This is a genomic window from Micromonospora alfalfae (genome assembly GCF_022230925.1).
Classification (GTDB): domain Bacteria; phylum Actinomycetota; class Actinomycetes; order Mycobacteriales; family Micromonosporaceae; genus Micromonospora; species Micromonospora alfalfae.
In genome coordinates, this window is sequence record NZ_JAKKFH010000061.1 from 105,864 (window position 1) to 128,573 (window position 22,710).

At 70.1% G+C, this 22,710-nt stretch carries 24 protein-coding genes; 11 read left to right on the plus strand and 13 right to left on the minus strand.

Annotation, left to right across the window (positions count from 1 at the left end):
- The first annotated feature begins 63 nt into the window (after nucleotides 1-63).
- The gene (locus MED01_RS32610; protein ID WP_238672296.1) at nucleotides 64-834 is read left to right on the plus strand and encodes an HAD family hydrolase; all 771 of its coding nucleotides are present in this window, start codon (nucleotides 64-66) and stop codon (nucleotides 832-834) included.
- A 229-nt stretch (nucleotides 835-1,063) separates the two neighbouring features.
- On the plus strand, nucleotides 1,064-1,981 hold the full coding sequence (locus MED01_RS32615) for an EamA family transporter (protein WP_238672297.1): 918 nt from the start codon (nucleotides 1,064-1,066) through the stop codon (nucleotides 1,979-1,981).
- Here the strand turns inward: MED01_RS32615 and MED01_RS32620 are convergent.
- A complete protein-coding gene (locus tag MED01_RS32620) occupies nucleotides 1,944-2,867 on the minus strand; it encodes a diacylglycerol kinase (protein WP_238672298.1) in 924 nt (307 codons plus the stop codon). The two genes, MED01_RS32615 and MED01_RS32620, sit on opposite strands and share 38 nt — an antisense overlap.
- 410 nt (nucleotides 2,868-3,277) lie before the next feature.
- On the opposite strand from MED01_RS32620, the gene MED01_RS32625 reads away from it, so the two are divergent.
- Nucleotides 3,278-3,661, plus strand: a complete 384-nt coding sequence (locus tag MED01_RS32625; protein ID WP_238672299.1) for a hypothetical protein — start codon at nucleotides 3,278-3,280, stop codon at nucleotides 3,659-3,661.
- Between the two features lie 2,063 nt (nucleotides 3,662-5,724).
- Here MED01_RS32625 and tatC read toward each other — a convergent pair.
- The 5 genes from tatC to MED01_RS32655 form a co-directional block, all read right to left on the minus strand.
- Nucleotides 5,725-6,678, minus strand: coding sequence for a twin-arginine translocase subunit TatC (gene tatC / locus MED01_RS32635; protein WP_238672300.1), 954 nt, complete (start codon nucleotides 6,676-6,678; stop codon nucleotides 5,725-5,727).
- Nucleotides 6,679-6,696: 18 nt separating this feature from the next.
- Nucleotides 6,697-7,011 (minus strand): Sec-independent protein translocase subunit TatA, encoded by a 315-nt coding sequence (gene tatA / locus MED01_RS32640; RefSeq protein ID WP_124855346.1) that lies wholly within the window; start codon nucleotides 7,009-7,011, stop codon nucleotides 6,697-6,699.
- A 159-nt stretch (nucleotides 7,012-7,170) separates the two neighbouring features.
- Nucleotides 7,171-7,416, minus strand: a complete 246-nt coding sequence (locus MED01_RS32645) for a hypothetical protein (RefSeq protein WP_238672301.1) — start codon at nucleotides 7,414-7,416, stop codon at nucleotides 7,171-7,173.
- 10 nt (nucleotides 7,417-7,426) lie between these two features.
- Entirely contained in the window at nucleotides 7,427-8,482 is a 1,056-nt protein-coding gene (locus MED01_RS32650) for a helix-turn-helix transcriptional regulator (protein ID WP_238672302.1), read from the minus strand.
- Nucleotides 8,479-9,477, minus strand: coding sequence for a helix-turn-helix transcriptional regulator (locus tag MED01_RS32655; protein WP_238672303.1), 999 nt, complete (start codon nucleotides 9,475-9,477; stop codon nucleotides 8,479-8,481). Before MED01_RS32655 ends, MED01_RS32650 begins: the two co-directional genes overlap by 4 nt.
- Before the next feature lie 118 nt (nucleotides 9,478-9,595).
- Here MED01_RS32655 and MED01_RS32660 point away from each other — a divergent pair, with 118 nt between their 5' ends.
- Nucleotides 9,596-10,600, plus strand: coding sequence for a cation diffusion facilitator family transporter (locus MED01_RS32660; RefSeq protein WP_238672304.1), 1,005 nt, complete (start codon nucleotides 9,596-9,598; stop codon nucleotides 10,598-10,600).
- Nucleotides 10,601-10,649: 49 nt separating this feature from the next.
- Nucleotides 10,650-11,780, plus strand: coding sequence for a DUF3866 family protein (locus tag MED01_RS32665; protein ID WP_238672305.1), 1,131 nt, complete (start codon nucleotides 10,650-10,652; stop codon nucleotides 11,778-11,780).
- Between the two features lie 100 nt (nucleotides 11,781-11,880).
- On the opposite strand, the gene MED01_RS32670 is transcribed toward MED01_RS32665, so the two are convergent.
- The 4 genes from MED01_RS32670 to rfbA all read right to left on the minus strand — a co-directional run bounded on the left by MED01_RS32670 (nucleotide 11,881) and on the right by rfbA (nucleotide 15,092).
- Nucleotides 11,881-12,075 carry a hypothetical protein gene (locus MED01_RS32670; protein ID WP_238672306.1) on the minus strand — a complete coding sequence of 65 codons (195 nt, stop codon included), beginning with the start codon at nucleotides 12,073-12,075 and terminating at the stop codon, nucleotides 11,881-11,883.
- 79 nt (nucleotides 12,076-12,154) lie between these two features.
- The gene (gene pafA, locus MED01_RS32675; RefSeq protein WP_210781723.1) at nucleotides 12,155-13,513 is read right to left on the minus strand and encodes a Pup--protein ligase; all 1,359 of its coding nucleotides are present in this window, start codon (nucleotides 13,511-13,513) and stop codon (nucleotides 12,155-12,157) included.
- Nucleotides 13,514-13,581: 68 nt separating this feature from the next.
- Nucleotides 13,582-14,205, minus strand: coding sequence for a dTDP-4-dehydrorhamnose 3,5-epimerase (rfbC, locus tag MED01_RS32680; protein ID WP_238672307.1), 624 nt, complete (start codon nucleotides 14,203-14,205; stop codon nucleotides 13,582-13,584).
- Nucleotides 14,202-15,092, minus strand: a complete 891-nt coding sequence (rfbA, locus tag MED01_RS32685) for a glucose-1-phosphate thymidylyltransferase RfbA (RefSeq protein ID WP_238672308.1) — start codon at nucleotides 15,090-15,092, stop codon at nucleotides 14,202-14,204. Before rfbA ends, rfbC begins: the two co-directional genes overlap by 4 nt.
- A gap of 85 nt (nucleotides 15,093-15,177) precedes the next feature.
- On the opposite strand from rfbA, the gene rfbB reads away from it, so the two are divergent.
- Genes rfbB through MED01_RS32715 form a run of 6 tightly spaced genes read left to right on the plus strand, consistent with a single transcriptional unit; the run spans nucleotide 15,178 to nucleotide 20,457 of the window.
- Nucleotides 15,178-16,179, plus strand: a complete 1,002-nt coding sequence (rfbB, locus tag MED01_RS32690) for a dTDP-glucose 4,6-dehydratase (protein ID WP_238672309.1) — start codon at nucleotides 15,178-15,180, stop codon at nucleotides 16,177-16,179.
- Nucleotides 16,176-17,063, plus strand: coding sequence for a dTDP-4-dehydrorhamnose reductase (rfbD, locus tag MED01_RS32695; protein ID WP_238672310.1), 888 nt, complete (start codon nucleotides 16,176-16,178; stop codon nucleotides 17,061-17,063). The genes rfbB and rfbD overlap by 4 nt, the downstream gene beginning before the upstream one ends.
- Nucleotides 17,060-17,431 (plus strand): DUF2304 domain-containing protein, encoded by a 372-nt coding sequence (locus MED01_RS32700; RefSeq protein ID WP_139584287.1) that lies wholly within the window; start codon nucleotides 17,060-17,062, stop codon nucleotides 17,429-17,431. The genes rfbD and MED01_RS32700 overlap by 4 nt, the downstream gene beginning before the upstream one ends.
- Nucleotides 17,424-18,125: a glycosyltransferase family 2 protein gene (locus MED01_RS32705; RefSeq protein ID WP_238672311.1), complete on the plus strand. Its 702-nt coding sequence runs from the start codon at nucleotides 17,424-17,426 to the stop codon at nucleotides 18,123-18,125. The genes MED01_RS32700 and MED01_RS32705 overlap by 8 nt, the downstream gene beginning before the upstream one ends.
- The gene (locus MED01_RS32710) at nucleotides 18,122-19,432 is read left to right on the plus strand and encodes a lipopolysaccharide biosynthesis protein (RefSeq protein WP_238672312.1); all 1,311 of its coding nucleotides are present in this window, start codon (nucleotides 18,122-18,124) and stop codon (nucleotides 19,430-19,432) included. Before MED01_RS32705 ends, MED01_RS32710 begins: the two co-directional genes overlap by 4 nt.
- Entirely contained in the window at nucleotides 19,429-20,457 is a 1,029-nt protein-coding gene (locus tag MED01_RS32715) for a glycosyltransferase family 2 protein (RefSeq protein WP_238672313.1), read from the plus strand. The genes MED01_RS32710 and MED01_RS32715 overlap by 4 nt, the downstream gene beginning before the upstream one ends.
- Before the next feature lie 47 nt (nucleotides 20,458-20,504).
- Here MED01_RS32715 and prcA read toward each other — a convergent pair whose 3' ends face one another.
- From prcA to MED01_RS32730, 3 genes are read right to left on the minus strand one after another with little or no spacing between them, the layout of a single operon-like run.
- Nucleotides 20,505-21,344 carry a proteasome subunit alpha gene (gene prcA / locus MED01_RS32720; protein ID WP_238672314.1) on the minus strand — a complete coding sequence of 280 codons (840 nt, stop codon included), beginning with the start codon at nucleotides 21,342-21,344 and terminating at the stop codon, nucleotides 20,505-20,507.
- 58 nt (nucleotides 21,345-21,402) lie between these two features.
- Nucleotides 21,403-22,242, minus strand: coding sequence for a proteasome subunit beta (gene prcB, locus MED01_RS32725; RefSeq protein WP_210781714.1), 840 nt, complete (start codon nucleotides 22,240-22,242; stop codon nucleotides 21,403-21,405).
- A complete protein-coding gene (locus tag MED01_RS32730; RefSeq protein ID WP_308193586.1) occupies nucleotides 22,161-22,682 on the minus strand; it encodes an endonuclease VII domain-containing protein in 522 nt (173 codons plus the stop codon). The genes prcB and MED01_RS32730 overlap by 82 nt, the downstream gene beginning before the upstream one ends.
- Nucleotides 22,683-22,710: the final 28 nt, after the last annotated feature.

The window sequence follows — 22,710 nt, forward strand, 5'->3', positions numbered from 1 at the left end:
AGTCATGTCACCCCACAAGGCCGTCCGGAGGGGCGGTCGGGGGCGGTCGGTAGGGTGCACGGCGTGCCGGACCATGCCGAACCGCCCCAGACCAGTCCGCCGGGCACCGCCGAAGCGCCCGCCGCCCGCCGGGCGTCCCGACGCCCTGTCAAGGCGGTGCTCTTCGACTTCCACGGCACCCTGGCGCAGGTGGAGGACCCCCAGCGGTGGGTGCTGCAGGCCGCGGCGGCGTGCGGCGTCACGCTGGACCGGGTCCGCGCCACCTCGCTGGCCGACCGACTGCTGACCGCCGGCCGCGCCGGCGGGCCACTGCCGGCACGGGTGCCGCCCCGACTCGCCGAGCTGTGGGCCGACCGGGACCTCTACCAACACGCCCACCGGGGCGCGTACACCGGGCTGGCCGAGACCGTCGACGCCGGCATCGACGGCTTCGCCGACGCGCTCTACGAACGGCTGCTGACCACCGAGGGCTGGCTGCCGTACGCCGACACCGCCCCCACGCTGACCGCGCTGCGTGACGCCGGGGTGCCGGTGGCGGTGGTCAGCAACATCGGCTTCGACCTGCGGCCACACTTCGACGCCTGGGGGCTGACCGACCTGGTCGGCGCGTTCGTGCTGTCGTACGAGGTGGGGCGCTGCAAACCCGACCCGGCGATCTTCTGGCGTGCCTGCGGCATGCTCGGCGTCGACCCGGAGCAGACACTGATGGTCGGTGACACCCCGGCGGACGCGGGCGCGGTGGCCGCCGGCTGCTCGGTGCTGGTGCTCCCGGCAGCCGAGCCGGGCCGGGAGAACGGGCTGGGCGCGGCGCTCGACCTCGCCCTGCCGTCCTGAGCGGGCGTGCTGTGCCGTCAGTCGGGAATGTGAGTCACCGGTAGCTCCACGCGGCGCCACCCCGGATACCACGGTTCCAAGCGGCGCACACCGCCGCTCGGTGTCCCCCCAACCGCGGGCAGGGGCCGCCTGCGACACACAGGTCCTCTCGCCACCAGCCGCCTGCCAGAGCTCGCCTTTCGGCAGGCGGACACCGCCGGACGGTAGCCGGAGCGGACCGCCTACCGTCGTGCCCGTGACCGAGATCCTGCTGCCCACGCCATCGCCGGCCGACACACCACCGGCCCGGCGCGGCGGCATCGTCGCCGTGGGGCTGGTGCTCGGCGGGGCGCTGTCGGTGCAGTTCGGGGCCGCCGTGGCCGCGTTGCTCTTCCCGCGCACCGGGGTGGCCGGCGCGGTGACCCTGCGGCTGACCATCTCCGCGGTGCTGCTGCTCGTCGTGTGCCGGCCCCGACTGCGCGGACACGACCGGTCGGCCTGGCTCGCGGCCGGCGCGTTCGGGCTGGCGCTGGCCGGCATGAACTCGCTGTTCTACCAGGCCATCGAACGCATCCCGCTGGGCCCGGCGGTGACGCTCGAGGTGCTCGGCCCGTTGGCGCTGTCGGTGTTCTCCGCCCGCCGGCTGGCCAGTTGGGGCTGGGCGGGTCTCGCACTGGCCGGGGTGGCGCTGCTCGGGCAGGGCGGCTTCGACCGGCTGAACCCGGTCGGGGTGGCCTTCGCCTTAGGCGCGGGCGCCATGTGGGCCGCGTACATAGTGCTGAGCGCCCGGGTCGGCGGCCGCTTCCCCGGCGCGGACGGGCTGGCCCTGGCACTGGCCGTCGCCGCGCTGGCCACCCTGCCGCTGGGCATCGTCGACGGCGGCGCCGCGCTGCTCGACCCGCAGGTGCTGGCGCTCGGCGCCGCCCTCGCGGTGCTCGCCTCCGGGCTGCCCTACACCCTGGAACTGCTGGCGCTACGGCGGATGCCCACCGCCACCTTCGCGGTGCTGATGAGCCTCGGCCCGGCCGTCGCCACGCTCGCCGGGTGGCTGGTGCTGCGGCAGGCGCTGACAGTGCTGGAATGCGCCGCCATCGTGCTGGTCATCGCCGCCAGCATCGGCGCGGTACGGGTCAACGCAGCAGCCGCACGGCGCCCGGAACCGCGCTGATCGTCACCGGCAGCCGCAGGGAGCGTTCCCCGTCGGCGTACGAGGTGATGCCCTCAGCTGCCAACTCCACGGTGCGGGCCCGGAAACTGCGCACCAGCGGGTGGCTGACGTGGGTGCCCTGGTAGATGCGGGGCTTCACCCGGACCAGGGTCCGCCGGTTGACCCGACCCGCCACCACCACGTCGAGCAGTCCGTCGGTCGGATCCGCGTCGGGGCAGATCCGCATCCCACCGCCGTACGTGGGGCAGTTGCCCACCGCCACGAGCACCGCGTCCAGGTCGTGTGGCACCCCGTCGAGGCGCAGCGTGTAACGGCGTGGCCGCAGCCGGGCCAGCTCGACCAGGATCGCCAGGTCGTATCGGCGCGGGCCGCGGGGCCAGCGCATCCGGTTGGCCCGCTCGTTGACGATCGCGTCGAACCCGGCCGCGAGGACCGCCCCGTACCAGCGCTCGACACCGTCGACCCCGACCATCCGGGCCAGGTCGACAGGTTGGCTGCGCCCGTCACGCACCGCCTCGGCGATCACCGCCGCCGCGGCGACGGGGTCGGCCGGGAAGCCGGTGTCCAGGGCGAAGTCGTTGCCGGTGCCGGCCGGGATCGGGCCGAACGGCACGGCGGTCCCGGCGACCGCCTGCAACGCCCGGTGCACGGTGCCGTCCCCACCGACCGCCACCAACGCGCCGGCGCCGTCGGCGACGGCCTGACGGCATGCCGCCTCCGCCTCGGCTGGGCTGGACGCCGACAGCAACCGGACCGGCCGCCCGGCGGCGGCCAAGCCGTCCAGCAGCCGGGGCAGCAACGCCCGGTGCCGTCCACGACCGGCGCTCGGGTTGGCGAGCACGGCGACCGGGCCGGGCAGGTGATCGTCTGCGGTCACGGGCAGCACCGTACCGGTCGGCTCAAACGCCGACCAAGCTGCGGCTGTGGGCTCGTCAGTAGATCCTGAAACGGTACGCCATTGGGTCATGGCGTGGCCGCTGGAGGCCGCTCACTGTGGCCGGAGGAGCGGCGCATTTCCGTGGATGCAATCCGGGTCGATCTGAGAACGACGAAGGTCACACAACTATGCGTGGTGAATAACACATCCACCGGCTTCTGTCTAGAATAAAATCGCACACACGACAGATATTGACCGACGGAATAGACGATGATAGAAATATTCATGTCAGGCGACTTGCGCATTCAAAATGCAGGATGAGTTGCAGGGCTGCCGAACAATACGGGATGACTTCAACTGCAGCCACCTGATACGCCGCAGGCCTGCCAAAAGGCAGAAGTCAATACAGAAAGAGAGCCATGAAGAAATCCAGAAAAGCCATGTTCATCGCAGCCGCCTCCGCTGCACTCCTTGCGGTTGCAGGGTCGCCCGCACAAGCACATGATTTGAAAGCAACCGGGCCCTGGGGTTGCGGCTTTCCGCCAGCATCTTGCGGGTATGGCGAGCTGAGGAATAATCATAAAGAGCTCTTCGCCTGCGACACGAAGGCTGACGGACAGTCCCTTGAGGTCAAATGGGAGCAGAAGGATGGAACATTCGGCAGGCTGGGCGACCCTAACGGCTCGGCAAGCAATTGCGGATTTAGGGCAGCTTCGGGCGGCAGTTCGTACGCCAAGATTCAGGTTTGCTCGGACGGCGTCGTAGACGATATCTGGGTCTGCAACCAGTGGGTTGATGCGTAAATACCCAGCTTCTTTGCCCAGCTTCAAAACGAACAAGCCGCCCCGACCCAGGGCGGCTTGTTCGCGTATCAAGTCGTCGCTACATCGCGACTTGGCCTACTAAAGGCGAGCCCTCGGGGCCATCGGAGCCAAAACGGTCGGTCACGTCCGTCGATGGCGAGCTAAATGTTCGTGCTCAACCCGCCTCGCAATCGGTCGGTGGAGTCACCATCTTGCGCGCCAAGCGTTGCCCAGTTGCAGCGGACTCTTCCCTTACGGCGGCCTGGGGTATGCTGGCGCGCCTGCACGACCAACGAGTCGAAGCGCTGGTCGACCGCTGCACCCGCGTCCCGTCGGCAAGTAACTGCGCCGCCCCCAAGACTCGATCCCACCCGCCGTCAGCCGCCTACCGGCACAGGCGTTCGCGGCAGTTCTTCAACGGCTCGAAGCGTTCCCCCCGCGCACTACCAGGCTCCGGCAGCAGCGGCGCGATGATGCTTACGCCGCGTCCGTGAGCCCACTGCGCACACACCACCGCACATCGTCAAAAACGAACCACTACAAGATCGACAAGGCGCGCCCTAGACCTAGACCGGCTGCGACGTGAGGAAAAGCTCTGCAACAGACACGTCGTTCGTTGCCATTACGTCCAATCCTTGCAGCCACCAAGCCCTCTGGCATTTACACAACAGTTTACAGGTTACACAAGTCGCAGTGGTGCTTAGCGGTTGCAGCCGAGGGCTCCCCGGAAAAACGGAAGTGGCACCGACACGCACAGACGACAGGATGGGGACGTTGGACGAACACGCAGCAGCAAGCCCGGAATTCGTGCACAGCTGAAACCCGCATCAGAGCCGGCTCACGCCGCCCGATGCGGGTTTCGACTGCTAACGACCATCAATTAAATCATGGAGTGCCCATTGAGTTGCCGTAGTAGCAAACCTCAAGTCCCCCTCCCTGAGAGGAGCAAACATCCCATGCAACGATAGGATTGGACGCAGTTCCAGGCGTGGCCAGGCTACACCCAGATGTTGAACCATTGGCATCACTGACGCGCCCGGTAGCGCCATTCTGTAAGCGCCATTCAACAAAAAGGCCGTAGCCGTCTGCTACCTGATCACAGGCTCCAACCTGCGTGTGACCGCTCGAAATCCAGCCATAGCCACAGACTTGCGTTCCCAAGACGCCACAGCCACGCGTGCTCAACTGCTTGTAGTGAGCTTGCGCGGGAAGACCCGTTGCAACAACGACTGCAGCAGATGCACCCACTACAAGTGCAAACCTTCTGACGAACGCCGATCGGGATGACATTTGGCTCCCTCCATTAAAAGATGATTCATGTCTATCAGTGACCTTCCCACTACACCAACATCTGTCGGATAGGCGTCAATCGCTTGCCGCGATTCGCCCTCCGCAGCCTCGACTGAGCGATGTGGTCACGCCTTGGCGGTCCGGTACGGACTGCCGAGGATCATCAGGCGCGCGTGTCGCGGCCGCCCTAGCCCCCGGGCAGTGCAGCCTCAAGCCGGATTTCCAGCTGTCAATCGGCTCAGGACAGTCCAGGCCAGCGCGGCGAGCCGGGTTCGCAGATCGTCGCCGGCCCCGCCCACCGAGATCGTCTTCGAGATGCGCGGCCCAGGCCGGCGACGGCCGGAAGAAGGTCGTCCAACCGGCTACCCTCGGATCTCGCCATGTAGAGACGGTGGGTTCCCACCTCGGTGGGGATGCTGCGGTCGAGGATCCGCTCGCAGGTGTCGGCGGCGATCAGCGCCACCGCGGTTCGCAGGCCTGGCTCCGGAAGCCCGAATTCGTCGGTGACCGCCGCCAGGCACCGATTCGCGTCCTGCAGAGGTAGTCTCCGAGTTGACTTGGCCGCCAGCGCCACCACCGCCTCGCCGACGTGGCGGTGACGGCGTCGCCGACGGTAGGCCCCGCCGGCATCGGGCCCTTGATTTTGGCCGACGGGGTGTTGCTGGCGGCCACACCTGCTGGCGTCCGGGTCTTACCGGCGTCACCAATCGAGATAGGTTGATGCCGCCCCCGAAAGGCGGGGGCGGCATCGGTGATCAGTCGGTGCGCGGCCGTCAGGTCATGTCGTCGTAGCGACGCTCGATCGGCGCCGGTGGGGCGACCGGTTCGGGTACGCCGATCGGCGCGGTCGAGTCGACCCGCTGCCCGGCCACGACCGGGTCCGCGTCGAACTCCAGCGGCGACACCTCGTCGTCGTCGATGCCGGCGTAGATATCCTTGCCCCGCCCACGCCGCTTGTCGTTGAGGAACGCGATCCCGACCGCAACGAAGTACAGCAGGGACAGCGACAGCGCCAGCAGGGTCATCCCGAAGGGCCCAGGGTCCGGAGTGGCAACGGCAGCGAAGGCGAAGCAGATAAAAATCACTGCCCGCCACCAGCTGAGCAGTCGCCGTGCACTGGCAATCCCGGCGAAGTTGAGCATGAGCAGGATTAGGGGGAACTCGAATCCCACCCCGAACAGCAGGATCATGTTCGTGATGAAGGCGATGTAGGCGCTGACCTCGAACTGGTTCGAGAGCCCGCCCACCCCGGATTCCATCAGGAAACCGAGACCCTTGTCGACCACAACGTATGCCAGCGCCGCCCCGGCGGCGAAGAGCGGCGCGGCGATGGACACGAAGACATAGGCCCACTTGCGCTCGTGCCGGTGCAGACCGGGCGCGATGAACGCCCATAGCTGGTACAGCCAGACCGGCCCGCCGATGATCAGCCCGAGCCAGAGCGCCAACTTCAGCTTCAACACGAAGCCAGTCGTCGGTGCCAGGGCCAGCAGATCCTGGCAATTGCCGAACGCGTCCGTCGTGTCAGGCAGCCGACAGTACGGCTGCTTAAGCAGCAGGAACACAGGTTCGGAGAGCAAGAACCCGACGATCAAGCCGCCGACGATTGCCAGCGACGCGCGGAACAGACGGTTACGCAGCTCACGGACGTGCTCGATGAGCGTCATCGAGCCGTCGGCGGCCCGTTCGAACGCCTTTGGGCCGCGTTTACGCAGTGCGAAGGCCACGGGAGTGGGGCCCTTCGGTCAGTTGTCGCGGACGCGGTGCACCGGGTCGACGACCGGCTGCTGCGGCGGCGCCTGCTGGTACGGGGCCTGCTGCGGCTGGCCAGCGTACGGCGCCTGCTGCCCGGCGTGCGGCGGCAGCGGCTGGTAGCCGGCCTGCGCGTCGGCCTTCTCGGCGAGGTCGCGGTCGTCGTCCTGCAGGCTCTTGGTCTCGGCCTTGATGATCCGCAGCGACCGACCCAGCGAACGGGCCGCGTCGGGGAGCCGCTTCGCACCGAAGAGCAGGATCAGCACAACCACGAGAACAGCGATGTGCCACGGCTTGAGGGCACCCATGAGAAGCTCCAGTCGCTCTGTGTCCGGGGGGTGGTACGCAGCCCATCGTACGTGCGGATCGGCTGCCCGCCACCCACTGGGTGGTGGTGGTCTGGGCGGGAGGGTGAAGTCTTGACCAACCCGCGATGATCCGTCAACCACCGGCGGGTGCGTACTCGATCAGCCGCGCTTGGCCTTGATCACCGCGAGTCGGTCGGAGGTGGTGTCGAGCCGACGTTGGACGTCCTCGGCGCGCTGTTGCAGCGCCTCGGCGGTTTCCCGCAGCGCCTCGGCCTCGGCAGCCCGCCGCTGCAACGCCACGGCGGCGCGGCGCAGTCGGGGCAGCCGGGCCAGCAACGGGCGCACTGCCAACGCGAGCGCCACGAGGGGTAGCAGCACCACCGCGAGCACGATCCAGATCAGCACGGCGGTCAGCCTACTGGGTGCGGCCGGCCACCGCCCTGTCACCCGACGGCGTGCGCTCCGGGTCGACCTCGGGCGGCCGGGGCACGGCCGTGGGCGCGGGCACTGCGTACGCGTCCAGCGCGGCGGCCGCCGTCGCCCGCACCTGCTCGGCCAACGCGACCGGGGCGACCACACTCACCTCCGGGCCGAGGCCGAGCACGAACCGGCGGGCCCACAGCAGGTCGGTGACCCGCAGGGAGACGAGCCACTGGTCGCCGTCGCCGGCCTCCACCCGCTCGCACGGGTAGTACTCGGTGATCCACCGCTCGCCCCGGCCGATGCGCAAGGTGATCAACGGCAGGTCGGCCGAGGGGCGGAACACGCCCTCGGTGAGGTCGTGCGGGACTGCCTGCGGCGGCACCGTGGCCGGCTCGTCCAACTCGGTGACCGCGTCGATCCGGTCGGCGCGGAACAGCCGGACGGCCTCCGCACGCCGACACCACGCCTCCACGTACGCCCGACCGCCGACCATCAGCATCCGCAGCGGGTCGACGACACGCTCGGTGGTTTCGTCCCGGGCCGCCGTGTAGTAAGTGATCCGCAGCGCCTTGCCGCCCTCCACCGCGGCGCGCAGCGCCTCGACCCGCCCGGTGTCCCCGGGCAACCGAACCGCCACCGGCGCGCCCACCAGGTCGCCCGCAGCCTCGATCTTGGCGAGGGCCCGTTCGACGGCCTCCCGGTTGGCCACCCCGGGCGTCTCGGCCAGCATCCGCAGCGCCACCACCAGTGCGAGGGCCTCGTCTGGGGTCAGCCGCAACGGTCGGTCGATGCCGGCGTCGTAGGTGATGGTCACCCGGTCACCGTCGAACGCCATGTCGATCAGGTCACCGGGGCCGTACCCGGGCAGCCCGCACACCCAGAGCAGCTCCAGGTCCTCCCGGAGCTGGCGCTCGGTGACGCCCAGGTCACCGGCCGCCTCGGCGATCTCGATGCCGGGCCGGGCCAGCAGGTAGGGCACCAGGTTGAGCAGTCGGGCCAGCCGGTCGGCGGACGCGCGGGAACCGTTGCGGGCGGCCGGGCGGGTCACCTGGCGCCTCCGCTGACGGCTAGCTCGTCGTGGCGCACGGCGATCTCCTTGAGTCGTTGGATGACCGCCTCGCGGACCTCCGGTGGGTCGAGGACCCGCACGTCCGGGCCGTAGCCGACGAGATGGCCGGCCAGCCCGTCCGGGTCGGCGTACGGCAGCACCAGCCGGTCGCCGTCCGGCCCGGCGGTCACCTCCACCGCCCAACGGCGCAACCCGGCGGCCCGCCCCGGCGCGGCCAGCACCGTGGCCCGACCGGTGCGCTCCACCGGGCCGGACCAGCGGGCCACGTGGCTGATCAGGTCGACGTTTGCCGGCGGCTCGTAGGCGCCGGGAGAGCCGGTCACCCGGACCGCGCCGACAACCCGGGACAACCGGAAGCAGCGGGTCGCCTCCCGGTCCTGGTCGTGGCCGACCACATACCACCGGCCGCGCCAGCAGACCACGCCCCACGGTTGCAGCCGCCTCCGGGTGGGCGCGTCGCGGTCGGGCACCCGGTAGTCGAACCCCACCTCGCGGCGGTCCCGGGCGGCGGCGGTCAGCGGCGCGAACGCCGGGTCGACAGTGACCATCGGCTCCAGGCCGAGGGTCGCCTGCGGGTCCACGTCCACACCGGCGGCACGCAGCTTGGCCAGCCCCGACGACGCGGCGGCGGCCAACCCGGCGTGCTGCCACAGCCGGGCGGCGATGCCGACCGCGGCGGCTTCGTCCGGTTCGAGGAGGATGTCGGGCAGCGCGTATTCGCGGTGGGCGATCCGGTAGCCGGGCTCGGCGTCGAAGGCGCTCGCCGTGCCCGTCTCCAGTGGCACACCCAGCTCGCGCAGCTCAGCCTTGTCCCGTTCGAACTTGCGCTGGAACGCCTCGTGGTCGCGCGCGTCGTCCGGATCGTGCTCGTAACCGGGCACTGTCGCGGCAATCTGCGCGGCGGTCAGGAACCGTCGCGTGGACAGCAGGCAGATCACCAGGTTGACCAGGCGTTCGGTGCGGGTCCGCGACACGCGGTAGACGCTAGCAGCCGACCCGCCCAGACCGTGCACCCACGCGGGCGTGCCGCACACTTGTTCGGATCGGGCCTCCCCCCGGCGCGTCGCCGTCCACGGTCATAGGGTGATCCTCATGCCGCAAGCGGACGCCAGGCCCGAGAGCGAGAGCGTCGGCACCATCGTCGTCGCCGGCACCGCCAACCTCGCCATCGCGATCGCCAAGCTGATCGCCGGGCTGATCTCCGGATCAGCCGCGATGCTCTCCGAGGCGGCGCACTCGGTCGCCGACACCACCACCGAGGTGCTGCTCTTCCAGGCGCTGCGCCGCGGCGCCCGTCCGGCCGACCAGCGACACCCCTTCGGGTACGGCAAGGAAAGCTACGTCTGGGCGTTCTTCGCCGCCATGTTCACGTTCGTCGCCGGCGCCGGTTTCGCCGTCACCCACGGCGTCACCACGATCCTGGTGCACGAGCACAGCGGCGACTACCTCATCTCGTACATCGTGCTCGGGGTGTCGTTCGTCATCGAGTCGATCTCACTGGGCCGGGCGGTGCGGCAGGTCCGCCGCGAGTCGCGACGCTGGCAGACCACGCCTCGGCGGTTTCTGCGGCTGACCGCCGACACCACAGTCAAGGCGGTCTTCCTGGAGGACAGCGCGGCCCTGATCGGTCTGGTGCTGGCCGGGCTCGGCGTCGGCCTGTCGCACGCCACCGGCGACGAGGTGTGGGACGGCGTGGCGTCGATCCTGATCGGCCTGCTGCTGCTGACCGTCGCCGGGATCCTCGCCAGCAACAACCTGTCGCTGCTGGTCGGCCGGGCCGTGCCGGAGCGGCTGCGCCGCGAGATCGAGCAGGAGTTGGCCGGGCTGCCCGAGGTGGAGCGCATCGACACCCTGTTGACCATGCAGCTCGGCCCGCAGGACATCCTTGTCGCCGCGAAGGTCGACTTCCGCGACGAGGCCACCGGCGCGCAGATCGAGGCCACCGCCGACGAGGCCGAGCGGCGGCTCACCGAGCGATACCCGGAGATCCGCTTCGTCTTCCTCGACCCGACCCGTTCGATGCCGGGCGCCACCGGCACCGCCCGACACACCCAGGCCGGGCCGAGCCCGGACGCCGGCGGCCCCGAGCCGGCCTGACCCACACCCGGGCGCGGGCCGCCGGGCCCGCGCGGCTAGCGTGCCCGTCATGGTGCGATGGCGTACGGGGACGGTGGCGACGCTGCGACGGCAGTGGACCGGGGCGGTGGAGCTGGACGTCGACCTGCCCGACGGCACGCGGATGCGGGCGCTGGCCTACCCGGAGCTGGTCGGCACGCCCGAGCCCGGTGACCGGGTGCTGCTCAACGCCGGTGCGCTGCTGATGGGGTTGGGCACCGGCGGGTACGCCCTGGTGGTCGCATTGCCGGACCGGCTGCCGCCGGACCCACCGGACGTCGCCGACACCCGCGACGCCGGGCACCTGGTCAAGGCCCGCTACACGCCGTTGCAGCCGATCCTGCTCGGCGTCGACGAGGAGGCGTCCCCGCACCGCGACGTGCTGGCCGACGCGGACGACCTGGGCGGCCTGCCGGTGGTCACCGCCGACCTGCACTCGGCGCTCCCGGCGATCCTGGCCGGCATCCGGGCCGACGCCCCGCAGGCGCGGGTGGCGTACCTGCTCACCGACGGCGGGGCGCTGCCCGCCTGGTTCTCCCGCACCCTCGCCGGGCTACGGGCCGAACTGGCCGGCACGATCACCGTCGGGCAGGCGTTCGGCGGCGACCTGGAGGCCACCACCCTGCACGGCGGCCTGCTCGCGGCCCGGTACGTGCTCCACGCGGACGTGGCGATCGTGGCTCAGGGACCGGGCAACCTGGGCACCGGAACCCGGTGGGGCTTCTCCGGCGTCGCCGTCGGCGAGGCGGTCAACGCGATCGCCACGTTGGGCGGGAAGCCGGTCGGCTCGTTGCGCATCTCCGACGCCGATCCCCGCCCCCGACACCGGGGCGTGTCACACCACAGCCTCACCGCGTACGGCCGGGTGGCGCTCGCCCCGGCGGACCTGGTGGTGCCCGAGGACCTGGCGCCGTCCCTCGCGGCCGAGGTGCACACGGCGCTGGCGCCCCTGGCGGCCCGGCACCGGATCGTCCGGGTGCTCACCGACGGTCTGGACGCCGCGCTGCGGGCCAGCGCCGTACCCCTGTCCACAATGGGCCGCGGCCTCGACGCCGACCACGCGTACTTCCTGGCGGCAGCCGCCGCCGGCCGCCACGCCGCAACCCTCCTCCCCCTAACCAACCCCCACCCCGGGCCCCGGCCCGACCCTGAGCCCGGTTGATCATGAAGTTATTGCCCGCCGCCTCGGCGTGTCATGGCAATAACTTCATGATCAACGCGCGCTGCGGGTGGGGTGGGGCGCCGGTGGGGGGTGGGGTGGGTTAGGCCAGGAAGATCAGGGCCAGCCAGCCGCCCACGATGAGCACCAGCGCCAGGGCCAGCACCCACGTCGGCACTGTGTAGTCACCGCGCCGGTTACGGTCGATCTCGGCGCGGATCTTCTCCCGCCGGCGTTCGACCCAGTTCTGCCGCTCGGTGCCGCGCTCGGAGCGGTCGGAAGGTCCAGAAGTCGTCATGGCGCGCTCAGCTTAACCGCTCGGTGCGCCGGGCTGACCGGCCCCGTCGGCGCAGCGCACCGACGGGGCCGGCAACCGGTCACATGCTGGCGATCAGCCGTTCCACCCGCTCGTCGTACGCTCGGAACGGATCCTTGCAGAGCACTGTGCGCTGCGCCTGGTCGTTGAGCTTCAGGTGCACCCAGTCGACGGTGAAGTCCCGGCGCTTCTCCTGGGCGTGCCGGATGAACTCGCCCCGCAGCCGGGCCCGGGTGGTCTGCGGCGGAGTCTCCTTGGCCTCGAAGATCTCCGGGTCGGTGGCCACCCGGTCGACGTCGCCGCGGCGCTCCAGGAGCCCGTAGAGGCCCCGGCCACGGCGCACGTCGTGGTAGGCCAGGTCCATCTGCGCCACCCGGGGGTGCGACAGCGGCAGGTCGTGCTTGCGCTGGTAGCGCTCGATCAGCCGCAGCTTGCTGACCCAGTCGATCTCCCGGGAGACCGGCTCCAGGTCGCCGCTCTCCACCGCGTTGAGCACCCGGCCCCACAGCTCGACGACCCGCTTGGCGGCCTGGTCGCCGCCGCGTCGCTCGACGAACTCGGTGGCCTTGGCCAGGTATTCCTGCTGGATGTCCAGGGCGCTGACCTCCTTGCCGTTGGCCAACCGCACCTTGCGCCGGCCGGTGATGTCGTGCGACACCTCCCGGATGGCCCGGATCGGGTTCTCCAGGGACAGGTCGCGCATCACCACCCCGGCCTCGATCATCCGCAGCACGATGTCGGCGGTGCCGACCTTGAGCAGCGTGGTGACCTCGTTCATGTTGGAGTCGCCGACGATCACATGCAGCCGCCGGTAGCGCTCGGCGTCAGCGTGCGGCTCGTCGCGGGTGTTGATGATCGGGCGGCTGCGGGTGGTCGCCGAGGAGACGCCCTCCCAGATGTGCTCGGCTCGCTGCGAGAGGCAGTAGACAGCGCCGCGCGGGGTTTGCAGGACCTTGCCGGCCCCGCAGATCAACTGCCGGGTGACCAGGAACGGAATGAGCACGTCGGCGAGCCGGCCGAACTCGCCGTGCCGCGAGACAAGGTAGTTCTCGTGGCAGCCGTACGAGTTGCCGGCCGAATCGGTGTTGTTCTTGAACAGGTAGATCTCACCCGCGATGCCCTCGTCGTGCAGTCGCTTCTCCGCGTCGACGAGCAGCCCTTCCAGGATCCGCTCGCCGGCCCGGTCGTGGGCGACGAGATCGGTCACCGAGTCGCACTCCGGTGTCGCGTACTCCGGATGCGACCCGACGTCCAGGTAGAGCCGGGCCCCATTGCGCAGGAAGACATTGCTCGACCGGCCCCAGGACACCACGCGACGGAACAGATACCGCGCGACCTCGTCCGGGGACAGCCGCCGCTGCCCGCGATAGGTGCAGGTGACGCCGTACTCGGTCTCGAGGCCGAAGATTCGCCGCTCCATGGTGTGACATTAGCCGCCCGGAGGCCCGGTTCGTCACTGTCAGACCACAGGTCGTGCCCCGAGCGCTGTCACATACCGGTTGAGTGCGACATTCCGTCCGGACCGAGGCTCGCCACGAACCGCCGGCAGCTGTCGTACTCCGGAAGCAGGCCCCGCTCGCGGGCCTGCGCCAGAGTCGGCGCCGCGTCGTCGCGGGCGGACAGCAGTGGAACGTCGGCGGGCCACTCGATGCCCAACTCCTCGTCCAGCGGGTGCACCGCGTGCTCGCCGGTCGGGTTGTAGGTGGCCGAGCAGAGATAGCTCAACGTCGCGTCGTCGGTCAACGCGCAGAACCCGTGCCCCAGCCCCTCGCTGAGGTAGACCGCCCGACGGTCGGTGTCGTCCAGTCGGACGCCCTCCCAACGACCGAAGGTCGGCGAGCCCACCCGCAGGTCCACGATCACGTCGAGGACCGCGCCCCGCACACAGGTGACGTACTTGGCCTGCCCGGGCGGCACGTCGGCGAAGTGAACGCCGCGCACCACGCCACGCGCGGAGACCGACAGGTTGGCCTGGGCCAGTCGCAGCGGATGCCCCACCACCTCGGCGAGCTTGTCGAAGCGGTACCACTCCATGAACATGCCACGCGGGTCGCCGTGCTGCTGGGGGGTGATCTCCCAGGCACCCTCGATGCTCAGCTCCCGGATCTTCACCAGGAACCCCCCTCGTCGCCGGCCTGGTCGTCGAGCAGACCGAGCAGGTAGTCGCCGTAACCGCTCTTGGTCAGCGGCTCGGCGAGCGCGCGCAGCTGCGCGTCGTCGATCAGGCCAGCCCTCCAGGCGACCTCCTCGACGCAACCGATCTTGAGACCCTGCCGCTCCTCGACCACCCGGACGAACTCGGCGGCCTGCATCATCGAGGTGAACGTGCCGGTGTCCAGCCAGGCGGTGCCCCGATCCAGCACCGTCACCGCCAGCTCGCCGGTCTCCCGGTACACCTCGTTGACCGCCGTGATCTCCAGCTCGCCGCGGGCGCTCGGGGTGAGCTTGCGGGCGATGTCCACCACCCGGTTGTCATAGAAGTAGAGGCCGGGCACCGCGTAGCGGGACTTCGGGCGGGCCGGCTTCTCCTCGATCGAGAGCACCCGACCATCGGCGTCGAAGTCGACCACGCCGTACTCCTGCGGGTTGGCCACCTGATAGGCGAAGACCCGCCCACCGACCGGGTCACGGTGGTCGGCGAGCTGCCGACCCAGACCCACTCCGTGGAAGATGTTGTCGCCGAGGACCAACGCCACCGACTCGGTGCCGATGAAGTCCGCGCCGAGGATGAACGCCTGCGCGATGCCCTCCGGACGCTCCTGGCTGACGTACTCAAGCCGCAGCCCGAACTGGCTGCCGTCGCCCAGCAGCCGACGGAACTGGTCCTGGTCCTCCGGAGTCGTGATCACCAGGATCTCCCGGACCCCGGACATCACCAGGGTGGAGAGCGGGTAATAGATCATCGGCTTGTCGAAGACCGGCATCAGCTGCTTCGAGACCGCCCGGGTGATCGGCCAGAGCCGGGACCCGGTGCCGCCGGCAAGTAGGATTCCGCGCATCGGGGAAGCCTAGCCGCACCCGGACCCGTTGCGCGGGGGTCGGATACCAGGGGCCGCGCCACCCGTCGCGTATACTTCCGGACCCGTGAGGATCCTCGTCACCGGCGGAGCCGGATTCATCGGGTCGGAGTACGTTCGCCTGCTGCTGGGCAAGCCCCTCGGCAGTGCGGACAGTGTGCCGCCGCTCGAGCCGGCCGTCGTGACCGTGCTGGACAAGCTGACCTACTCGGGCAACCTGGCCAACCTTGAGCCGGTCCGCAACGACCCGCGGCTGCGGTTCGTGCAGGGCGACATCTGCGACCCGGCGGTGGTCGACACCGTGGTGGCCGAGCACGACGTGATCGTGCACTTCGCCGCCGAGTCACACGTCGACCGTTCGATCGCCGGCGCCGCGCCGTTCGTCACCACGAACGTGCTGGGCACCCAGACGCTGCTCGACGCGGCGCTGCGCCACGGCACCAGCCGGTTCGTGCACGTCTCCACCGACGAGGTCTACGGCTCGATCGACGAGGGCTCCTGGACCGAGACCTGGCCACTCGCGCCCAACTCGCCGTACTCGGCCTCCAAGGCCGGCTCCGACCTGCTCGCGCTGTCGTACCACCGCACCCACGGCATGGACGTGGTCGTCACCCGCTGCTCCAACAACTACGGCCCGTACCAGTTCCCCGAGAAGGTCATCCCGCTGTTCGTCAGCAACCTGCTCGACGGTGGCACCGTCCCCCTCTACGGCGACGGCGGCAACATCCGGGACTGGCTGCACGTGCACGACCACTGCCGGGGCATCGCCCTCGTCCAGCAGAAGGGCCGCGCCGGTGAGGTCTACAACATCGGCGGCGGCACCGAGTTGACCAACAAGGAACTCACCGGTCTGCTCCTGGACGCCTGCGGCGCCGGGTGGGACCGGGTCGTCCCGGTCACCGACCGCAAGGGCCACGACCGCCGGTACTCCCTCGACATCACCAAGATCAGCGAAGAGCTCGGCTACCACCCCAGCATCACCCTCGACCAGGGCCTCGCTGACACCGTCCGCTGGTACCGGGACAACCGCAACTGGTGGGAACCCCTCAAGTCCGCGCCGACCGCATGACCCGACTCCTCGTCACCGGCGCGGGCGGGATGCTCGGCCGGGACCTGGTCACCGTGCTGGGTGCACGGCCCGACCTCAAGGTGACCGCCGCCACCCGCGCCGACCTGGACGTCACCGACAGCGCGGCGGTCCACGCCGCCGTCGCCGGGCACGACCTCGTGATCAACGCGGCCGCGTGGACAAACGTCGACGCCGCCGAGGCCGACGAGGCGGCGGCGACCGCCGTCAACGGCCACGGCGTGGCCAACCTGGCCGCGGCGTGCGCCACCGACGGAACCCGGCTCATCCAGGTCTCCACCGACTACGTCCTGGCCGGCAACGCGGACACCCCGTACCCGGAGGACGCGCCCACCGCGCCGGTCAACGCCTACGGCCGCGGCAAGCTGGTCGGCGAAGAGGCCGTCGCGCGGCTGCTACCTGACACCGGGTACGTCGTGCGCACCGCCTGGCTCTACGGCGCGCACGGCCCGAACTTCGTGGCCACCATGCTCCGACTCGCCACCCAGCGCGAACACCTCGACGTGGTCGACGACCAACACGGCCAACCCACCTGGTCGTACGCGCTCGCCGAGCGGCTCGTCGCGCTCGCCGACGCGGCGCTGGCCGGTCACGCCACGCCCGGCGTCTACCACGGCACCTGCGCCGGGCAGACCACCTGGTACGGGTTGGCCCGCGCCGCGTTTTCGCTGGCCGGACTGGATCCGGATCGGATCCGACCCACCACCAGCGACCGGTATCCGCGTCCCGCCCCACGGCCTGCGTACAGTGTGCTAGGGCACAGCCGCTGGGCAGCCGTGGGTCTGCCTCCGCTTCCAGACTGGCACAGCGCCCTGGTTGACGCGTTCCACTCCCCCGCTCCACCCGCCCCGTGGAAGGTCGCATGAAGCTCACCCTCGTCACCGGTCTGACCGGCCTGCTGCTCCTCGGCACCATCGTCGAGCTGTTGCGCCGCCGTCAGCTGCGCGAGAAGTACGGCATGCTCTGGCTCGCCGTACTGATCATCGTGATTCCGCTGTCCCTTTTCCCCCGGCTGCTCGACAACGTCGCCGAACTCCTCGGCGTCGCCTCCGGTGTCAGCCTGGTGCTCTTCCTTGGCATCGTCTTCCTGCTGCTGGTGTGCGTACACCTCAGCTGGGAGGTCAGCGCCCTGGAAGAAGAGACCCGCACCCTGGCCGAAGATTTCGCCCTGCTCCGCGCCCAGATCGACGCGGACCGGGCAGCCCGAGACGAACTGGTGTCGACCGATGGTTAACGGCAAGCGCACACTGATCATCATCCCGGCTCTCAACGAGTCGGGCTCGATCGCCGACGTCGTCGGCGAGGTCCGTGGCGAACTGCCCGGCGTCGACGTGCTCGTCGTCGACGACGGCTCCACCGATCGCACCGCTGCCGTCGCCGCCGCCGCTGGCGCCCTGGTCGCCAAACTGCCGTACAACCTCGGCGTCGGTGGGGCCATGCGCCTCGGCTACCGCTACGCCCGTGACAACGGCTACGAGGTCGCCATCCAGATCGACGCCGACGGCCAGCACGACCCCCGGTACGTGCCGAAGCTCGTCGACCTGCTCGATGACAACGACCTCGTCATCGGCGCGCGCTTCGCCGGTGAGGGCGACTACAACGTCCGCGGCCCCCGCCGCTGGGCGATGGTGATGCTCTCCGCCGTGCTGTCCCGGGTCGCCCGCACCAAGCTCACCGACACCACCTCCGGCTTCCGGGCCGCCAACCGGCGGGTCATCGAGATGTTCGCCGCCTGGTACCCGGCCGAGTACCTCGGCGACACTGTGGAGACCCTCGTGCACACCGCCCGCCGCGGCTACCGCATCCGCCAGGTGCCGGTCGCCATGCGCAAGCGGATGGCGGGCACACCCAGCCACTCCCCCGCCAAGGCGATGGTCTACCTCGGCCGCGCGTTCGCCGTTCTCACGCTGGCGCTCATCCGCCGGTGATCCGACGGCTACTGAGCCTGGTCCCGCCCGGCACCGTCGCTGTCGGTGCCGGGCTGGCCCTTCTCGGGCTCGCCTCCTACGTTCACCTCGCCGTCGCCGGCCACAGCCTCAGCCAGGCCGACTACTCGTCCCTGTCGGTGCTCTGGTCGATCGTGTTCACCCTCGGCATCGGCGTGTTCATGCCGATCGAGCAGGAGGTCGCCCGGGTCGTCGCCGCCCGACACAGCCAGGGGCTGCCCCCCGGGCCGGTACTGGCCCGCGGCGTCACCGTCGCCGCCGTGATGCTCGCGGTGCTGGTGTTGGCCGTCACCATCGGTCGTCAACCGCTCGCCGACAAGCTCTTCGCCGGTGACGGCAACCTGGTCACAGTGCTGATCGGCGCACTCGCCGCGATGGCCGTCGCCTACGCCACCCGCGGTGTCCTCTCCGGCCTGCAACTGTTCCCCTGGTACGGCGCCCAACTCGGGATCGACGGCGGCCTGCGGATCATCATGGTCGCCCTGCTCGGGCTGGCCGGAGTGACGTCGCCCGTCTGGTACGGGCTCGTGCTCGTCGCCGCCCCGCTGGTCAGCGTCCTACTCACAGTGCCACCGGTGCTGCGCGCCATCGGCGGAGGCCCCCCGGTGGCCTGGGCGACCCTGCTGCGTGGCCTCGGCCTGCTCACCGCCTCCAGCCTGCTCTCGCAGGTGGTGGTGAACATCGGCGTGATCAACGTGCAGCTGCTCGCGCCCTCCGACGCGGCAGCCGCCGGCGCACTACTCTCCGCCCTCGTGCTGGTCCGCATCCCCCTGTTCGTCTTCGGCTCCCTACAGGCGTCACTGCTGCCCGGCCTGGCCACCACCGCCACCACCGGCGACCAGGCCGGCTTCCACAGCCTGCTGCGCCGGGCGCTCGGCATCGTCACCGCGCTCGGCCTCACCGGCGCCCTCGGCGCCGTGCTGCTCGGCCCATGGCTGGTCGGCACCCTCTTCGACGCACCAGGCGTTCTCGGCCACGGCGACTTTGCCTGGTTGGCTGCCGCCACGCTCGCCTACCTGTGGGCGATGGTGCTCGGCCAGGCACTGCTCGCCCTCGACCGGCACCGCGCCCAGGCCCTCGCCTGGACCGCCGGCGTCGCCGCCCTGATCGCCGTGACGCTGATCCCGGCTCCGGTCACCCTGCGCGTCGAACTGGCGTACACCATCGGCTCCGTCATAGTGGCCGCCACCATGGCGATGCTGCTGCGCGGCGGCGTCCGCCGACCCACCACCCCCACCCGGCCGCTCGCCGAGGCCGTCGCCCCTGCCGCATCCGGAGGCATCCGATGACCCGACCCCGGGTGAGCGCCGTCATGCTCGCCTACGGCCCGGAGCCCTATCTCGTCGACGCCGCCCAGGCGGTGCTGGCCAGCACCGACGTCGAGATCGACCTCATCGTCGTCGACAACGGCTGCACCGGGGACGGCATCGACATCGTCAAGGGCCTCCCCGGGGTACGGGTGATCCGACCGGAGGAGAACACCGGTTACTCCGGTGGCTGCCGGGTGGGCGCGGCCGAAGCCACCGGCGACTGGCTCGCGTTCGTCAACTCCGATGCCGTCGTCGCACCCGATGCCCTGGCCAAGACCACCGCCGTAGCCGCCGAAGCGGGCATCGGCGCGGCCATGGCGTCCATCCGGTTGGCCGACACCCCCGAGCTGATCAACACCAGCGGTAACCCGCTGCACTTCACCGGCCTCTCCTGGGCCGGCGGCAACGGCGAACCGGCCAGCAACCACGCCGAGCGGCGGGCCGTACCCTCCCTCAGCGGCTGCTGCTTCGTTATCAGCCGGAAGCTCTGGCGCGAACTCGACGGCTTCGCCGCCGAGTACTTCGCGTACCACGAGGACACCGAACTCAGCCTGCGACTGTGGCAGCGTGGACTGCGACTGGAGTACGTGCCGGACGCCGTCGTGCGTCACCACTACGAGTTCTCCCGCAACGCCCTGAAGCTCTACCTGGTCGAGCGGAACCGACTGGTCACCCTGCTCACCGCCTACGAGGCGCGGACACTCGTGGTGCTCGCCCCGGCTCTGCTGCTCACCGAGGCCGCAATGCTCACCGCCGCGGTCGTCGGCGGCTGGTCCCGGCAGAAGCTGCAGGGCTGGGGCTGGTTGTGGCGCAACCGCGACTGGGTTCGCGGCCGTCGACGCCAGCTACAGGCTGAACGCCGGGTGCCAGACGGGGTCATCGCGAAGCTGATGACCGGTCGGGTCACGCCCTCCGGTGTGCCGACCACACCCGGCCTGGGCGCGTTCAACGCCGTCGCCGGCGGTTACTGGGCCCTGGCCCGGCCCCTGCTGCGCCGAGGATGACCGCTGGTGCCGGCCCCTGCTCGGGGCCGGCACCAGCGGGCGAAACCTTAGCGCTCGCCGCCCTCTGCGGGCCGGTCCTCCAGGTCCGCGGAACCAGCCGAGGACGTCGGCTTGTGCCCCTCAGTGGTCGGCACGACCGGCTCGGCGGGACCGCCCGCCGCATCCGCCGCCTGCCCCTCGGCCGGCGCATCCCCGTCCAGCAGAGCAGTCAGCGCGGCACCGGTGATCCGCCGGAACGTCCGTCCGATCCGCTGACGGTCCAGGACCGCCACCTCGAGCTGGTTCGCGGCGATCGTCCGGGCGGCACCGCCCTCACCACCGACGGTGCTCAACGCCTGCACCGCCACCCTGACCGCCTCGGCCAGGGACATGTCCGCCCGATGCTGCGACTTCAACACACCGGTGATCGCCTCGGCCTGACCACCCATGGCCATCCGCCCCGGCTCGTCGTTCACCGAACCGTCATAGGTCAGCCGGTACAGCTCGTCCGCCTCGGGGGTGGCACCGACCTCCGCCACGCAGATCTCCACCTCGAACGGCTTCGACTGCTCGGTGAAGATGGCACCCAGGGTCTGCGCGAACGCGTTGGCCAGGGCCCGGCCAGTGACGTCACGCCGGTCGTAGCTGAGCCCGTTCAGGTCGGCCATCCGGACTCCGGCACGGCGCAGGTTCTCGAACTCGTTGTACCGGCCGACGGCGGCGAACCCGATCCGGTCGTAGATCTCGCTGACCTTGTGCAGGGCGCTGGAAAGGTTCTCCGCGACGAAGAGGACCCCGCCGGAGTAGCTGAGGACCACCGCGCTGCGACCCCGAGCGATGCCCTTGCGGGCCAACTCGGAGCGGTCGCGCATGATCTGTTCGGGAGAGGCGTAGAACTGCATGGCCACGTCGGCGGTTCTCCTTACGGCGCTGTGCTGACGACTGCTGACTGGTGAGGTGCGGGTCTCAACCGCCCGGGTTCTCCATCCGGCCGGCAACCACACCCTCGGCGATAGCCGCCGTCTCGGTGTCGGTCAGCCGGCGGGTGCCCTCGGCGGTCGCGGTCATCACCACGGGATAGATCCGGCGGGTCAGATCCGGCCCACCGGTCGCGGTGTCGTCGTCGGCGGCGTCGTACAGCGCCTCGACCGCCAGCCGCGTCGCGTCGTCGACGGACAACCCGGCCCGGAACCGCTTCTTCAACGCTGACTTCGCGAACAGCGACCCGGACCCGATCGCGTCGTAGCCGGTCTCCTCGTACGGGCCACCGGTCACGTCGAAGCTGAAGATCCGACCGGCGCGCGCCGGGTCGGCGGCGGCCAGGTCGAACCCGGCGAAGAGCGGCACCACTGCCAACCCCTGCATGGCCGCCCCCAGGTTGCCCCGGATCATCGAGGCCAACCGGTTGGCCTTACCGTCCAACGAGAGCATCGCGCCCTCGATCTTTTCGTAGTGCTCCAGCTCCACCTGGAACAGTCGCATCAGCTCGATGCCGATACCGGCGGTGCCCGCGATGCCGACCAGCGAGTAGGCGTCGGCGGGGTGCACCTTCTCGATGTCGCGCTGAGCGATCAGGTTGCCCATGGTGGCCCGTCGGTCGCCCGCCATCACCACACCCTCGGCGGCCGCGATGGCCACGATGGTGGTCGCGTGCGGCGCCAGGTCGGCGGCCATGCCCGGCGGCAGCGGTCGCCGACCGGGCAACATCTCGGGGGCCACCCGACTCAGAAACGTCGTGAAGGAGGACGTCCCCGCGTTGGTGAACACATCTGGAAGACGCCCGGATGGATCAAAGCCCGCTGCCACGTGGTTCCTCTCAGGTACGTGATCGCCCTGGCCAGCCTCATCGGACTGTCACGGAACTGGCCAAGACCACCGTTGCAGTTGAAGCAGAGTATCCCGCGCACCCATCCGGTGCGATGATCGTGGTCCAGATGTTGCGGGTGGGCGCCGCCACAGATCGCGCAGACCCCGCCCTGCGCAACCAGGAGCTCCTGAAACTCCTTCTCGCCCACGCCGTACCGCCGCCGCAGGTGGTACTCGCGGTTGCCACCGTAGAGTCGTTGTTTGGTCTCGCGTGTACGGCCGTTGTGGCACGGCTTGCAGTATGTTCCGTAGCCAGCGCTGTCCGACCGGTTACGGGGGAACTCGGCCAATGGCTTGGCCGTCCCGCAGTCCACGCAGTACCGCTGTCCTTCCGGAACCTTCCGCGCTTCCCGCACCTCGCGGCCGTGCTTCTCCTTCACTTCTCCGAAGAGAGCCGTGTCTGAATTG

What these genes read in the sequence shown, in the direction of transcription:
- pafA (WP_210781723.1), bottom strand. Translation starts at nt 13,513, where the DNA reads ATGGAGCGGCGAATCTTCGGCCTCGAGACCGAGTACGGCGTCACCTGC.
- rfbD (WP_238672310.1), top strand. Translation starts at nt 16,176, where the DNA reads ATGACCCGACTCCTCGTCACCGGCGCGGGCGGGATGCTCGGCCGGGAC.
- MED01_RS32665 (WP_238672305.1), top strand. Translation starts at nt 10,650, where the DNA reads ATGGTGCGATGGCGTACGGGGACGGTGGCGACGCTGCGACGGCAGTGG.
- MED01_RS32715 (WP_238672313.1), top strand. Translation starts at nt 19,429, where the DNA reads ATGACCCGACCCCGGGTGAGCGCCGTCATGCTCGCCTACGGCCCGGAG.
- rfbA (WP_238672308.1), bottom strand. Translation starts at nt 15,092, where the DNA reads ATGCGCGGAATCCTACTTGCCGGCGGCACCGGGTCCCGGCTCTGGCCG.
- MED01_RS32705 (WP_238672311.1), top strand. Translation starts at nt 17,424, where the DNA reads ATGGTTAACGGCAAGCGCACACTGATCATCATCCCGGCTCTCAACGAG.
- MED01_RS32700 (WP_139584287.1), top strand. Translation starts at nt 17,060, where the DNA reads ATGAAGCTCACCCTCGTCACCGGTCTGACCGGCCTGCTGCTCCTCGGC.
- tatA (WP_124855346.1), bottom strand. Translation starts at nt 7,011, where the DNA reads ATGGGTGCCCTCAAGCCGTGGCACATCGCTGTTCTCGTGGTTGTGCTG.
- MED01_RS32660 (WP_238672304.1), top strand. Translation starts at nt 9,596, where the DNA reads ATGCCGCAAGCGGACGCCAGGCCCGAGAGCGAGAGCGTCGGCACCATC.
- MED01_RS32625 (WP_238672299.1), top strand. Translation starts at nt 3,278, where the DNA reads ATGAAGAAATCCAGAAAAGCCATGTTCATCGCAGCCGCCTCCGCTGCA.
- MED01_RS32670 (WP_238672306.1), bottom strand. Translation starts at nt 12,075, where the DNA reads ATGACGACTTCTGGACCTTCCGACCGCTCCGAGCGCGGCACCGAGCGG.